Annotated in this window: 14 protein-coding genes and 1 tRNA gene; 10 read left to right on the top strand and 5 right to left on the bottom strand. The window is 63.3% G+C overall.

The features are described 5' to 3' along the window. Positions 1-85 precede the first annotated feature (85 nt). Positions 86-553 (bottom strand): transcription elongation factor GreA, encoded by a 468-nt coding sequence (gene greA, locus ACTIFK_RS14715; RefSeq protein WP_439543837.1) that lies wholly within the window; start codon positions 551-553, stop codon positions 86-88. A gap of 47 nt (positions 554-600) precedes the next feature. On the opposite strand from greA, the gene ACTIFK_RS14710 reads away from it, so the two are divergent. The 5 genes from ACTIFK_RS14710 (at position 601) to ACTIFK_RS14690 (ending at position 3,640) form a co-directional block, all read left to right on the top strand. Next, a complete protein-coding gene (locus ACTIFK_RS14710) occupies positions 601-1,020 on the top strand; it encodes a secondary thiamine-phosphate synthase enzyme YjbQ (protein WP_439543836.1) in 420 nt (139 codons plus the stop codon). A gap of 35 nt (positions 1,021-1,055) precedes the next feature. Then, complete coding sequence (locus ACTIFK_RS14705; protein ID WP_439543835.1) at positions 1,056-1,379, top strand: hypothetical protein; 324 nt, start codon at positions 1,056-1,058, stop codon at positions 1,377-1,379. A 218-nt stretch (positions 1,380-1,597) separates the two neighbouring features. Further along, positions 1,598-2,023: a ketosteroid isomerase-related protein gene (locus ACTIFK_RS14700; protein ID WP_439543834.1), complete on the top strand. Its 426-nt coding sequence runs from the start codon at positions 1,598-1,600 to the stop codon at positions 2,021-2,023. 118 nt (positions 2,024-2,141) lie between these two features. Then, the gene (locus ACTIFK_RS14695) at positions 2,142-2,732 is read left to right on the top strand and encodes a GNAT family N-acetyltransferase (protein WP_439543833.1); all 591 of its coding nucleotides are present in this window, start codon (positions 2,142-2,144) and stop codon (positions 2,730-2,732) included. After that, entirely contained in the window at positions 2,732-3,640 is a 909-nt protein-coding gene (locus ACTIFK_RS14690) for a carbon-nitrogen hydrolase family protein (RefSeq protein ID WP_439543832.1), read from the top strand. Before ACTIFK_RS14695 ends, ACTIFK_RS14690 begins: the two co-directional genes overlap by 1 nt. 62 nt (positions 3,641-3,702) lie before the next feature. Here the strand turns inward: ACTIFK_RS14690 and ACTIFK_RS14685 are convergent, their stop codons facing one another. The 3 genes from ACTIFK_RS14685 to ACTIFK_RS14675 form a co-directional block, all read right to left on the bottom strand. Beyond that, positions 3,703-4,422, bottom strand: coding sequence for an SIMPL domain-containing protein (locus ACTIFK_RS14685; protein WP_439543831.1), 720 nt, complete (start codon positions 4,420-4,422; stop codon positions 3,703-3,705). 195 nt (positions 4,423-4,617) lie between these two features. Next, positions 4,618-5,475 (bottom strand): hypothetical protein, encoded by an 858-nt coding sequence (locus ACTIFK_RS14680; RefSeq protein WP_439543830.1) that lies wholly within the window; start codon positions 5,473-5,475, stop codon positions 4,618-4,620. Between the two features lie 53 nt (positions 5,476-5,528). After that, positions 5,529-5,999 (bottom strand): IS1595 family transposase, encoded by a 471-nt coding sequence (locus ACTIFK_RS14675; protein ID WP_439543829.1) that lies wholly within the window; start codon positions 5,997-5,999, stop codon positions 5,529-5,531. A gap of 63 nt (positions 6,000-6,062) precedes the next feature. Between ACTIFK_RS14675 and ACTIFK_RS14670 the strand changes: the two genes are divergently transcribed. After that, positions 6,063-6,138 (top strand) — tRNA-Ile (locus ACTIFK_RS14670). 228 nt (positions 6,139-6,366) lie between these two features. Here the strand turns inward: ACTIFK_RS14670 and ACTIFK_RS14665 are convergent. Next, on the bottom strand, positions 6,367-7,425 hold the full coding sequence (locus tag ACTIFK_RS14665) for a phytase (RefSeq protein ID WP_439543828.1): 1,059 nt from the start codon (positions 7,423-7,425) through the stop codon (positions 6,367-6,369). 397 nt (positions 7,426-7,822) lie between these two features. On the opposite strand from ACTIFK_RS14665, the gene ACTIFK_RS14660 reads away from it, so the two are divergent. The 4 genes from ACTIFK_RS14660 (at position 7,823) to ACTIFK_RS14645 (ending at position 12,450) form a co-directional block, all read left to right on the top strand. Next, complete coding sequence (locus ACTIFK_RS14660) at positions 7,823-10,024, top strand: TonB-dependent receptor plug domain-containing protein (RefSeq protein ID WP_439543827.1); 2,202 nt, start codon at positions 7,823-7,825, stop codon at positions 10,022-10,024. A 100-nt stretch (positions 10,025-10,124) separates the two neighbouring features. Further along, positions 10,125-11,120, top strand: a complete 996-nt coding sequence (exbB, locus tag ACTIFK_RS14655) for a tonB-system energizer ExbB (RefSeq protein ID WP_439543826.1) — start codon at positions 10,125-10,127, stop codon at positions 11,118-11,120. Positions 11,121-11,128: 8 nt separating this feature from the next. Then, positions 11,129-11,584: a TonB system transport protein ExbD gene (gene exbD / locus ACTIFK_RS14650; RefSeq protein WP_439543825.1), complete on the top strand. Its 456-nt coding sequence runs from the start codon at positions 11,129-11,131 to the stop codon at positions 11,582-11,584. After that, positions 11,581-12,450 carry a TonB family protein gene (locus ACTIFK_RS14645; RefSeq protein ID WP_439543824.1) on the top strand — a complete coding sequence of 290 codons (870 nt, stop codon included), beginning with the start codon at positions 11,581-11,583 and terminating at the stop codon, positions 12,448-12,450. The genes exbD and ACTIFK_RS14645 overlap by 4 nt, the downstream gene beginning before the upstream one ends. Positions 12,451-12,467 lie beyond the last annotated feature (17 nt).

Here is a 12,467-nt window from a genome sequence, read left to right as displayed (position 1 = left end):
CTGTTTCCCAGGGAACAGCACAACTCGCGATTATTGTTACGGTAATTATGATTCTGCGCGCGCTACGCAGTGCACGGATAACCTGTTACGCCAATTCGATAATCTCGATCTCGCCCGGCCCCATGACGAATACGTCGCCGGGCGATTTGCCCATCAGCGCGCGGGCCAGGGGCGAGACGTATGAGAGCGTGCCAGCCGCCGGGTCGGCCTCATCCTCACCGACGATGCGATACGTCTGCTTGCGTCCGTCATCCCGCGCGATCGTCACGCGCGACCCGAACCGCACTTCCGTCGCAGTGCCGGCGGCGGGAACGAGTTCCGCGGTAGAGCGGCGCGCGTTCCAGTATCGGAGATCGCGCGCGGCGACGTTGAGCGCGGCGCGGTCGCCGGACGTTTGTGCTTCGGCGTAGGCCCGCGACAGGCGCGCCACCTCGTTCTCGATCGCCGCGAGTCCCGCCTCGGTGACGAGGTTGGGGTGGGACGACACGAGGCGTTCGGGAAGCTCATCGAAGGCTTCCAGTCCGTCGGGCTCTTTGACGAAGGCTCTGCTCATGTCACTGATATACGCACATCCGACGGTAATTTCACGAGGTCACTTCGATGCGCCAAGCGCAGCGCGAAATCACGCTTAAGACAACAGGCGCGGGGCTCTACGAATTCAGCCGGGACGCACGCGCATTCGCCGCGTCGGCGGCGATGGAAACCGGACAGTTAACGGCCTATTGCCGGCATACGTCCGCCTCTCTCGTCATCCAGGAGAATGCCGATCCCGACGTCCAGCGCGATCTCGTGGCGTTCTTCCACAGGCTCGTGCCGGACGGCGATCCGCTGTTCGTGCACACGATGGAAGGCCCCGACGACATGCCTGCGCATGTGAAGAGCGCGCTCACGCAAACGTCGATTGTCATACCGATTACGCACGGCGAACTCGCGCTCGGCACGTGGCAGGGTTTATACTTGTTCGAACACCGTCAAGCGCCGCACACGCGCAAGATCGTGTTGCATGTGATCGGCGCGTGACCGACACTGCGGATCGAATCCACTGGGAGGACAGCATGGCGAAAAACAAGGAAGCCGGCGACAATCGCCGCGTCGGAGCGGTGAAGTCGCGCTCGCAGATCAAGAACGCGATCACCGGCACGTGGACGAAACGCGACGAGAAGAGCGGCAAGTTTCTCGACGTGAAGGACGACAAGAAGCCCTTCAAGGGCGTGCGCAAGAAGAAGAGCGGCGCGGCCGCGAAAACGCTCGCGGCGAAGTCTGCCGCGGCGAAAAAATCCGGCGCCAAGAAGGCCCCGGCGAAGAAGGCCGCCGCCAAGAAAACCGTGAAGCGCGTCGTCAGAAAGGTGCCGGCCAAGAAAGCCGCCAAGAAGCGCTAGAGCGAGCGCCTGACATGCGATTGAGAGGCTAGCGGACGCTCGCATCTCGCGCGATTAGGCTCCATCTTGTTTCGCATTAACGATTTTCACCCTCGCGGGTGGATCGCGGACCGTGGCTGGCGATGCTCTTTGTCGCGTGGCGGCGGTCCGCGTTCCCTTTGAGGCCGCACCGACAATTTGCTAATGAGGCGGCCAATCCCCTGACCGGAGCTAAAAACATGAGCGACGCCGAAAGCCAGACCCGCATCGAAACCGCCAAGCTGATCCGCACCTATTACGAGGCGTTCAACGCCGGCGACAGCGAGGGCATGATCGCCCATCTCACCGACGACGTGATCCACGACGTGAACCAGGGCGAGCGCCGCGTCGGCAAGGACAAGTTCCGCGCCTTCAACGCGCGCATGACGCACCACTACAAGGAAAACCTGACCGAGATCACCGTGCTGGTCTCGAAGGACGGCACGCGCGCCGCCGCCGAGTTCAACGTCAACGGCACCTACGTCAACAGCGACAGCGACCTGCCCGCCGCCAACGGCCAGAAGTATGTCCTGCCGGCCGGCACGTTCTTCGCCATTCGCGACGGCAAGATCGCGCGCGTGACGACGTACTACAATCTCACGGACTGGATCGCGCAGGTCGCTTAATCCGCTCACGGCTGCTGTTCCATTCGCTTCGCGAATGGGCAGCCGTCCAAGCGAAGCTTGGCTTCGCCAAGTGCTCCCGGCCCCTTTTGGGCAAATGTGCTGAGAAAGGGATGATGGAATGAGCCTCTCGGTTCAGGCGCTCACCGGGCAGCGCATCGAGGCCGTGCTGCCGGACCTTGCACGGCTCAGGATCACCGTGTTCCGCGACTGGCCTTATCTTTACGACGGCACGCTTGCGTATGAGGAAGAGTATCTGGCGAAATTCGCCGCCGCGAAGGGCGCCGTCTGCGTGATCGCGCGCGACGGCGATCTCGTCGTCGGCGCGTCGACCGGTGCGCCGATGATCGAGCATGCGGACGAGTTCGGCGAACCCTTCCGCAACGCGGGCTACGATCTTTCGAAGATCTTCTATTGCGGCGAGAGCGTGCTGCTCAAAAGTCATCGCGGACACGGGCTCGGCCACAAGTTCTTCGAGCTGCGCGAAGGCCAGGCGCACGCGCTCGGCGGTTTCACGCACTCGACCTTCTGCCGCGTCGTGCGTCCTGACGACCATGCGCTGAAGCCGGCCGGCTACGTGCCGTTGGATGGTTTCTGGACCAAGCGTGGCTACGCTCCCGTGCCGGGGCTGACGGCAACCTATGACTGGAAAGACGTCGACCACGACGACGAGACCACGCACACGATGCAATTCTGGATGAAAGCTCTCTGATGACGGCGCCGCAAATTCTCAAGGTCGCGTCTGCCCAGTATCCGATCGGCCAGCCGGGTTCGATTTCGGAATGGGAAGACAAGATCGCGACCTGGGTGGCCGCGGGTGCGGCGACCGGCGCGGAACTTCTCGTCTTTCCTGAATACGCCGCAATCGAGCAGGCCGCCTGTTTCGGGCCAGAGGTCTACAACGACCTGACGACGACGCTTGAGCGTGTCGCGCATATTGCCTCGGAACGCGTGGCGTTTCACGCAACGCTGGCGGCGAAGCATGGCGTGCACATTCTCGTCGGCTCGGGCCCTGCGAAAACCGCCGACGGTCGCTTCGTCAATTCGGCGCAGCTCGTCACGCCGTCGGGCGCGGTCGGCGTGCAGGACAAGTTGATCATGACGCCGTTCGAGCACGGCTGGGGCGTGACGGCCGGCGCGCCATTGCGCGTGTTCGAGACGGCGCTCGGCAAGATCGCCGTGCTGATCTGCTACGACAGCGAGTTTCCGCTGCTGGCGCGCGCGGCCGTGGAGGCGGGAGCCGATGTCATTCTCGTCCCGTCGTGCACGGAGCGAATTTCCGGCTACCACCGCGTTCGCACCGGCTCGCAGGCCCGCGCACTCGAGAACACCATCGTCACCGTGCAGAGCCCGACGGTCGGCGATGCGCCGTGGTCTCCGGCGGTCGATTTCAACGTAGGTGCTGCTGGCATCTACGTGCCGCCCGAGCATGGCGTGAGCGACACGGGCGTGCTCGCCGAAGGGACGTTGAACGAGGCCGAATGGGTGTTCGCGGCGGTCAATCTCGCTGCGTTGCGCCAGCTTCGCACCAGCGGCGAGATGCGGAATTTCGGCGATTGGCCGTCCCAGCCCGGCGCCGAGCCGCTCAAGAAGACCGTCGAGTTGGTGACGCTCTTCTGAGCCCGGCCTGAGCCCGGCTCAGGTGGTGCTTCCGCGGCCAATGCCGCGGAAGCTGGCCGTTCCTACTTCAGTTTCCAGGTGACGGTGACGCGGGCTTCCAGCGTCTCCGTGCCGGCTTCAACAGGCACCGAATCCGCGTTCCCGGTCGCGCGTGACATCGCCATCGGGCGCGGTCCTGAGAATTGCACGTCCTCGGCGATGGTGACCACCTCGCCGACTTGGGCGCCCGCGGCGGCGGCGAGCAGCTCGGCGCGGCGGCGCGCATTGGCTACGGCCTCCTTGCGTGCGTCGTCCTTCAGCGTCTCGGCCTTACTGACTTCGAACGTCAGGCCGTAAATCTGGTTCGCGCCAACGGAGGCCAGCTTGTCGAGCAACGTTCCGATCGCCGACACGTCGCGCGCGAGGACCGTCACCTGGTTCGAGACACGATAGCCGTCGATCTTGGAGGCCGTACCGTCCCGCGTGTTGGTGTAGCGCGGCTCGACGCTGAAGTTGCTCGTCTGGATGTCCTTGGCATCGATGCCGGCTTCCTTGAGCGCAGCGACGACCTGCTTCATCTTTTCGGTGTTGGCCGTCAGCGCTGCCCGCGCCGTTTCCGCTTCGGAGGCGACGCCCGACGAGACGCGCGCGCGATCCGGCTCGGCGTAGGCGTAGCCCGTCGCGGAGACGGTGATCAGGCGGTCCATGGACTTGTCCTCGGCGCGAAGGGGAGACGTCAGAGTGAAAAGCAAGGCGGCTGCGGCGAAAACGGCGGCGGGCCTCGTGGCAATCAACGGTCGCATTCTGTCCTCCAGTTTGGAGGGGCCGGATTAGGATATGTTCGCGGTGGAAAGAAGGCTGTGCGGGGCGGCAGTCACGCCTCGTGCGCCGACGGACTTCGGCTGGACGCTGGACGTCCTCATTTGGACGATTATGCACTACGTGACAGACGCAGCAACCGGTGCTCCAAATGGTGGAGACAGGGCGGCCTGATAATATCAACTTTCGTCGTCACCGGCCTTATGGGCTCTGAGTGTCAGAGTATGTCCAGCTTCCTGCATAAAATTTGCGGAAGTATTCACCTTTCTGAAAACAACCGCATGCGGACGTCCAAAGACATCTTTGAAATCTGCGCCGCCCCAGACAAAAATGTGCTTAGTACCGTTTCGGATGTCGGCGATCTCGGCTTCTGTGGCCGCAATCGTGTACTCCATCCCCGGCGTTGCGTTTGGCAGTACAACAGATGTTCCGCCACGCTCATTAATTGGAACGGTTTCGCCAAACGGCGTTTCAGACACGTCTCGGATGACTGGCATCGGAAACCACGTGGAGAAATTGCGCGCTGGCGTCACGCCAGCGTTCTTAAAAACGACGAGGACATGGAAGCCTCGGCCTCCCTCCACAAGGTTTTGAAGAGTGATCTTCCCATCGATCACTCCAATGTAGGCGCGCAACTGTCGGGTAGAGACAAAGATCATGACGCCGATGGTTACCATCAACCCCAGGGCTTGTATGACGGTAGCGAGGGCGACGATGGCCGTCATCAATTCAGAGCGGCGCTTGAACGCCGTTTCCTCGTTGTCATCTCCGTTGGTTTGACCGGGTTTTTGTGCGGCGTTGCTGCCGTTGCCGCTTTGGCTAGCGGCTCTCGGTATCGTTTCCTTTTGTGCAGCGTCGTTTGTGTGGGCCTGCTTGGTTTGATTGGAAGTGTGGGACTGCTGTGGGCTACCCAGATCTCGGACACCTGGAGTTGGCGATGGTGAGGGAACTGCCCATACGAGCAGCAGGCATAACCCTAAGTAAGCGAACGAGAGCACGAGAGCACCAGCGTACTTGCGACCTAACGCCCAGATCATTTCCTCACCCCTTTACTGAGAGCGCTTCCGCTTTTTGCGGCTCTTCTTGCGCCTCAGCAACGCGCTACGGCTTGCCCAAAAATGTCGGGATTCTGACGGTTGTTATACCGGAACTCGAACTCGGCGATATAGAGCGGCAGGTATTTCTTGCTGACCTTGTGGTAGGTGCCGACCACGCCGCGCTTGAAGATCGACCAGAAGCCTTCAATTGTGTTGGTGTGGATTGCGCCGACAACGTACTGGCCCTTGGCTTGGTTGATGACGCCGTGCGGGAACTTCTTACCGACGCTGGTGTAGCCGACGTACTGGTCCGTCACGAGAAGGCTGACCTTCTCCGATACGCGGTCCTCAATGAAGCGGTTCAAGCTGCGCTCGTTTACGCGCTCGATGACGCGCGCCACGACGTTGCCCTTGCGGCTGACAGCGCCAGCGATGGGCGTCTTGCCGGAACCGCCGCCGCCCGTGCCGCCGTCGCCGCGCTTGCCCTTGTGCTTGTTCTTCGCCTTGCCGATGCTCCGGCACACGTTGCCGGATGCTCTGGCACCAGCCGTCGAACCTGTTTATAGAGGTCGCCTCGCCTCCCCTGGGGGCCCGTAGCTCAACGGTTAGAGCTGGCGGCTCATAACCGCCTGGTTCCAGGTTCGAGTCCTGGCGGGCCCACCAACACATTCAATCACTTGAGCTCTCCGTTCGGCTCACGCGATACTGCCGGGACAGCACCCGGGGCAGCACGCCTCGGTGAGTGTCGTTTCACGCGCGTCTTTCTCGCTCGGCAGCGCTCAAGCCGCTGCTCATTCCGACGAGAGTGACTTTCGGACACGACGGACAAGGTCTATCCGGCTGCCCGCTTCAGACACACTTCGCTCTTAGCGGTTGGGACGTCGAACAGCGTCATTGGCTCGGAAGTTTGTCGAGCACCGCCCCCCAGGAGACGATCTTGAAGTTCTGGGCCGTCCCGCCCGCGTTCGCATCGTCCTGAGCGACCAGGATGCCTTTTGGGAACGCCGGCCCGAAATCGCCGATCGCAACGGCCACGCCGTCCGTTCCGGTGACGGCATCGATGCCGAGGGCTGCGTTCTCCGCGATGCTGAAACGCGCGACGAGCTTCTCATCCGGAAGCGAGAACAGTGCAAAGGTGTTGTTGCCCTGGATGGACGCGATGAGATAGCCGCCGGCCTCATCCGAAGGAGCAAGTGTCAGCCCCTCGATGTCCGCGACGAGCTGCGTGCCGTCGACGGGTGCGATCATCGTGCGCGCGTCTCCGGTCTCGGGCTCCGCGCCGTAGCGCCAGATGCCCTTCATCTCCTCGGCGATGTAGAGCCTGCCAGATCTGTCGTCGGCGACGCAGCCCTCGGCGATCGAACCCACGGCAAAGCTACGCACGAGCGCCGCTTCGACCTCCCCCGTCTCGCGCGGCTTGAGCTCGAATTGCCGGACATCTCCGGTCTTGCCGGTTACGAAGGCATAGAGCTTCGACGTCGTCCGGCTCCGATAGAGGCACATGCCATAAGGATCGCCCACGTCCGCCGGCACGAACGATTGCTTGAGGTGGGAGACGGCCAACGTTTCGGGATCGAGCATGAAGAACGTGATGCCGAGCTGCGTCCGGTCGCTCGCGGCGACCAGCACGCGCGTCTTGCCGGCCGCCGTCCATCCCTCGCGCAGATCGACGTTGTTCATGCGGCCGACCGGGAAGAACTCCTTCATCTGCCCTTCGAGATCCAGCACGAACAGTCCCTGCTTCTTGTCGGTCGCGAAAATCAGGCTGCGGGCCGGATCGGCCGCATTGCGCCAGATCTCCGCATCGTCGGCCGCGTCGCCTTTATCCTGCACCGCTACGGTTTCGACCGAAGCCGGCACGTCAAACAGGGGAACATCCTGCGCAAGCGCCGCTTGGTGTTGAACGGCGACGGCGGCACACGCGAGGAAGATGCAGAAAACACGGATCATGTTGGATAGGTCCTTGGATCGAATGAGCTGTCGGCGGCCGCCGCTCCGATCGACGCGCGCCATGATGGGCAGTTCTCCGGCGCAATGCCGATAACTGCGAAGCGCCCCGAAACTCGTTTCGCCGCTTAACAGCACGATGACATCGGCGGCGCTGATCGATTGCTCCGGACGCTCACGGCTACCTAGGGAGCCCGCGACGCAACAGTCCGTTCGCATCCATCCGGTGTCACGCCACTGTTAATTCGTTGTCACGTATCGCGGCTAAGCGAGATCGATATCCGAACGAGCATGCAGCGCCGATCGATTGATCGATCCGCTTCGCGCTCCGGAGGTGGGGTTCGACACAGTTGGGGAATGCGAGGCGGACGTTTCCGTCTCGAGGGGGAGTTATATCACGATGCGGACTAGTATTGCGTGCAGCAAGGGCGCCTTGCTGCTGACGACGGCGTTTTGCTCGGTGGCTGCCAGCTGCTCGGCTTACGCACAGGATGCAGCGGGCGTGCAGTCGTCCGACGAACTCATCGTTTATGGAACGGTCGTCACCCGCAACCGGACCGACACCGTCGCGCCCACGCTCTCCTACGATCTCGAATACTTCCAGCGTTTCGAGCCCATCTCCGCCGGTGACGCGCTGAAGCGCGTGCCTGGCGTCAGCTTCTCGAGCGACGTGCTCGAATACGATCAGGTCCAGCTTCGCGGCCTGCCGTCGGTCTACGCCCAGGTGCAGGTCAACGGCCAGAACATGACGGGCGCCGGCAACGATCGCGTGTTCTTCGTCGACCGCATTCCGGCCGAGCTGATCGACAGCATTGAAATGATCCGCAGCCCATCGGCCGATATGTCGTCGGAAGGAATCGGCGGCACGATCAACGCCAACTTGAAGCGCGCGGGCCAGATCCAGGGCGGCTGGGTGCGCGGCAGCGGCTTCGGCGTCGAGGACGACGAACTACGCGGCGCCGGCTCCGTCGGCTACGGCACCACCGTCGGCGACACGTCCTACCTCTTCTCGGTAGACGTTCAGCAGCGCCGCAACCCGAAGCGCAAAACCAGCGACGTCTACGATTTCACGACCGGCGATATCCTGGACTCGTCCATCCAGGAGGACACGCGCGACGGCACGGACTACGCCTTCAACGGCGAAGTTGCGTCCAAGATCGGCGAAGGCACGGCGCGCCTCTACGGCTTCTACGTGTTTACCGACCGGCTCGAGACCGAATTCACGCCCGGCTTCGACTTCGAGGATGCCGAACCCTATTTCGACACCCAGCGTGAGGAGATCGAGCAGCAGAACATGAGCATCGCGGGCGAGTACAAGCTCCCCGTCGGCAAGGACGAAGCTCTGTTCATCATCGGATACAACAGGTTCGTCGACGATCTCAATGCGGTGGACAACAAAGGCGAGACCCTCGCCGATGTCGAGCTCGACGAAGTCGAGCGGGTCGCCGCCACCGACGAAGACTGGTTCGCGACCATGGCCTACACGGCGAACTTGAACGCGCTGCTGTCGGTCAAGGTCGGCATCGACGGCCGCATCAAGACGCGCGACTACGACCAGACCATTCTCGATGACGATCTTATCGACACCGGTATCGGCGGTGTGTTCGGCATCGACGAGCAGCGCCTTGATCCTTTTATCAAGGCCACCTGGAACCTGACATCGCAGCTCACCGTCGAGACGGGCCTGCGCTTCGAGCATACGCGGCGCGAGATCTCCGGTCTTGCGGGCGGAACGGCCTACGACGGCGAAACCACGGCTGACGAGCTCAATCCTTCGGCGCATCTGCGATACGCGCTGACGGACGCCACCATGCTGCGCTTCTCGGTTGCACGCACCGTGCGCCGGCCGAGCTTCGATATGCTGACCGCCGCTTACCAGATCGACGAACCGGTCGACGAGAAGGCGACGCTCGGCAACCCGAACCTCGACCAGGAAACGGCTTGGGGCATCGACGCCGGCTTCGACCAGAAAATCGGCGATCGCGGAATCCTCGGCTTCAACTTCTTCAACCGCCAGATCAAGGACAAGATCGACATCGTCGGCACCGGCGAAACGCTGCCGCTCACGTGCGACGATGGGCAGGAGGATTGCGATGTCCTGACATATCGGAACATCGGCGACGCCCGTGCCTACGGCATCGAGGTCGACGTCGACATGCCTCTGACGGCGGTTGGCTTGCCCGACACCAGCATCTTCGCCAACTACACCTGGCTGCGGTCCGAAGTCATCGATCCGGTGACGCAGCGGGAACGCAGCTTCAACGACCAGCCGAGCTACATCTACAACATCGGCTTCATCCACAACATCCCGATCTGGGACTCGTCGTTCGGCGCCAGCTACCAGAAGCGCGGGTCGTCTCTCTCCTTCGAGTACGACGAGAAGACCAAGCTGAGCTACCAGGGCAACCTGGAGGCCTTCTGGGAGACGCGTCTCTCCAAATCGACGGTGCTGCGCTTTACCGGCACAAACCTGCTCGACTCCGAGAAGCTGGAGGACAAGGCGATCTACGACGGCGATCTCAACGGCGACCAGGAAGAGCGCGAGATCGAGCGTGAGAAGAGCGGACGTCTGTTCATGATGACGGTTCGCCAGGCCTTCTAAGGCGAGGCCGGCGCCCAAGGCCCGATCTCGTGGCAACGACGAACTGACCACCGGCCCTGGCCGGTGGTCAGACCTTTTCTCAAGAGAGATTTTGCACGACATGACCGATCAAGGGACATCACCGGTGCACAGACTGCCGTTCGCCATCTTGGCTGTGGCCGCGATCTCGCTCTTCGTTGCCGCATCGTCCTCCGCTCAGGACACGCCCGCGGCACCGGCGGCCGAGACGATCGATGCGCCTGCGTCTATTCCGGCTGCGCCTGAGGCGCCAGCCGCCCCGACAGCAGCGGCGCCCTCCCCCGCTCCGCCCGATGCCGCTACGCCGCAAGATCCGGCTCCGCTGCAACAGGACGGCCACGCAGAAGAGGCTGGCCCGCCCGTCGCCGGACCTGCCGCCGCGCATCTTCCACGCGATCTTTCGCCGTGGAACATGTTCATGTCGGCGGACATCGTCGTGAAGGCGGTGATGATCGGCCTGGCGTTTGCCTCCGTCGTGACGTGGACGATCTGGCTCGCCAAGTCGCTCGAGCTTGCCTTCGCCAAGCGGGCCTTGCGGCGGGCATCACAATCCATCGCCGCTGCAGCGTCGCTCGCCGAAGCCACTTTAGCGCTCCACGGGAGGAGCGGCGTCGTCGCCGGGCTGATCGACATGGCGGCGCTCGAACTGCGCCTCTCCTCCGATGTCGCCGACAAGGCCGGCATCAAGGAGCGCGTCGCCTCGCGGCTCGACGGGCTCACGGCGGCGGCCGGACGCGACATGAACGCCGGGACCGGCGTGCTCGCTACCATCGGCTCGACGGCTCCTTTCGTGGGCCTCTTCGGCACCGTCTGGGGCATCATGAACAGCTTCATCGGCATCTCGGAAGCGCAGACGACAAATCTCGCCATTGTCGCACCGGGCATCGCCGAAGCGCTGCTCGCCACCGCCATCGGCCTCGTCGCGGCCATACCGGCGGTCATCATCTACAATCAGTTCGCGCGGCAGATCTCCGCCTACCGGGCCGGGATCGTGGAGGTGTCGGCCGAGGTTCTGCGGCTCGTCTCGCGCGATCTCGATCGCGGCACCAAGGCCCCTGCGGCCCAGGCAGCGGAGTAGCGCAAGTCATGGCGGGCGGTCTCGACAACGGTGGCGACGATCTCGCCGAGAACCACGAAATCAACGTCACGCCGTTCATCGACGTGATGCTCGTGCTTCTGATCATCTTCATGGTGGCGGCGCCGCTGTCGACGGTGGACGTGGCGGTCGACCTTCCGGTGGCGCAGGCCAAGCCGCAACCCCGCCCCGACAAGCCGCTCTATCTCACGGTCAAACAGGACCTGAGCCTCGCGCTCGGCAATGACGATGTTCCAAGCGCTGCCCTGGCGCCGATGCTCGACGGCGCGACGAAGGGCGATCGCAACCAGCGCATCTTCCTGCGCGCGGACAAGACGGTGCCATACGGCGAGCTGATGCGCGTGATGAACCTCCTGCGGGCCGCAGGCTATCTCAAAGTGGCGCTGGTCGGCTTGGAACAGACGCCGCCGGCAACGCCTCCTGTCGGGGGCGAAGCGGCCCGATGACGCTCGCGCGCGCCTATCTCGAAACACCCGCCCGGAAACTCACGCGCTGGAGCGGGTCGGCTGGGATGATGGCCGCACTGCATGTGACGGCCGGCGTGCTCGCCTTCATGCTCTGGCCCAGCGATCTGCCACGGGACGAGCCGCCGGGTGCCATCATGATGGAACTCGAGTCGATGGCTGGGGCTCCGTCCGACCAGCAGGATGTCGCGGACGAGCCGCTGTTCGAGAAATCGGCGCCGCCACCCTCTCCGACCGAAAGCCCCGAGCCGACACCGCCGGAGCAAGCCGCCAGCGAACCGGAGCCGGTCGAGGATACGCCGCCGGAAAAGGTTGCCGAAGCGCCGGCTCCGCAGGAGCCTGTTCCAGAGGTGAAGCCGGAGGAGGCACCGCCGGTCGCGGAAGCGCCGCTCGCGCCCGAGCCGGAGGTCGCGCTGCCTAAGGAGGTCAAGGCCGAGACGCCTCCCGAGGAAAAACCGGTAGAGCGGCCCGAGCCGAAGAAAACGGAGCCCGACAAGAAGCCCAAGGAAAAGGCCGAGAAGGCGAAGGAGCCGAAGGCAGCGCAAAAGTCGGACAGCAAACAGCAGCGCCAAGCCGCAGCGTCGGCCAAGGGGAGGTTTGACCCCAATCCGGTCTATCGTGCCAAGCCCGCATATCCGGCGGGCGCCCGCGCGAGCAAAACCGAGGGCTACGTCGTGGTTCGCTACTCGGTATCCCCATCGGGTTCGGTGACGAGCGCGAGCGTCGTCTCAGCCAGTCCGCCGGGAATTTTCAACGCGGCTACAGTGGCGGCCGTGCGGCAATGGCGTTTCAAGCCTTCACCCGCAGGCGGTAGCCGCAGCACGACTGTTCGCTTCAAGCTGCGCTAGGCGGACGAGGCCTAAGT

Origin of the sequence: Hyphomicrobium sp., from assembly GCF_051860585.1 — a bacterium.
GTDB lineage: Bacteria > Pseudomonadota > Alphaproteobacteria > Rhizobiales > Hyphomicrobiaceae > Hyphomicrobium_C.
This window is presented reverse-complemented; position numbering and strand designations above follow the sequence as displayed.

What these genes read in the sequence shown, in the direction of transcription:
- exbD (WP_439543825.1), top strand. Translation starts at nt 11,129, where the DNA reads ATGGCGGGCGGTCTCGACAACGGTGGCGACGATCTCGCCGAGAACCAC.
- greA (WP_439543837.1), bottom strand. Translation starts at nt 553, where the DNA reads ATGAGCAGAGCCTTCGTCAAAGAGCCCGACGGACTGGAAGCCTTCGAT.
- ACTIFK_RS14700 (WP_439543834.1), top strand. Translation starts at nt 1,598, where the DNA reads ATGAGCGACGCCGAAAGCCAGACCCGCATCGAAACCGCCAAGCTGATC.
- ACTIFK_RS14660 (WP_439543827.1), top strand. Translation starts at nt 7,823, where the DNA reads ATGCGGACTAGTATTGCGTGCAGCAAGGGCGCCTTGCTGCTGACGACG.
- ACTIFK_RS14695 (WP_439543833.1), top strand. Translation starts at nt 2,142, where the DNA reads ATGAGCCTCTCGGTTCAGGCGCTCACCGGGCAGCGCATCGAGGCCGTG.
- ACTIFK_RS14690 (WP_439543832.1), top strand. Translation starts at nt 2,732, where the DNA reads ATGACGGCGCCGCAAATTCTCAAGGTCGCGTCTGCCCAGTATCCGATC.
- exbB (WP_439543826.1), top strand. Translation starts at nt 10,125, where the DNA reads ATGACCGATCAAGGGACATCACCGGTGCACAGACTGCCGTTCGCCATC.
- ACTIFK_RS14705 (WP_439543835.1), top strand. Translation starts at nt 1,056, where the DNA reads ATGGCGAAAAACAAGGAAGCCGGCGACAATCGCCGCGTCGGAGCGGTG.
- ACTIFK_RS14710 (WP_439543836.1), top strand. Translation starts at nt 601, where the DNA reads ATGCGCCAAGCGCAGCGCGAAATCACGCTTAAGACAACAGGCGCGGGG.
- ACTIFK_RS14680 (WP_439543830.1), bottom strand. Translation starts at nt 5,475, where the DNA reads ATGATCTGGGCGTTAGGTCGCAAGTACGCTGGTGCTCTCGTGCTCTCG.
- ACTIFK_RS14685 (WP_439543831.1), bottom strand. Translation starts at nt 4,422, where the DNA reads ATGCGACCGTTGATTGCCACGAGGCCCGCCGCCGTTTTCGCCGCAGCC.
- ACTIFK_RS14645 (WP_439543824.1), top strand. Translation starts at nt 11,581, where the DNA reads ATGACGCTCGCGCGCGCCTATCTCGAAACACCCGCCCGGAAACTCACG.
- ACTIFK_RS14665 (WP_439543828.1), bottom strand. Translation starts at nt 7,425, where the DNA reads ATGATCCGTGTTTTCTGCATCTTCCTCGCGTGTGCCGCCGTCGCCGTT.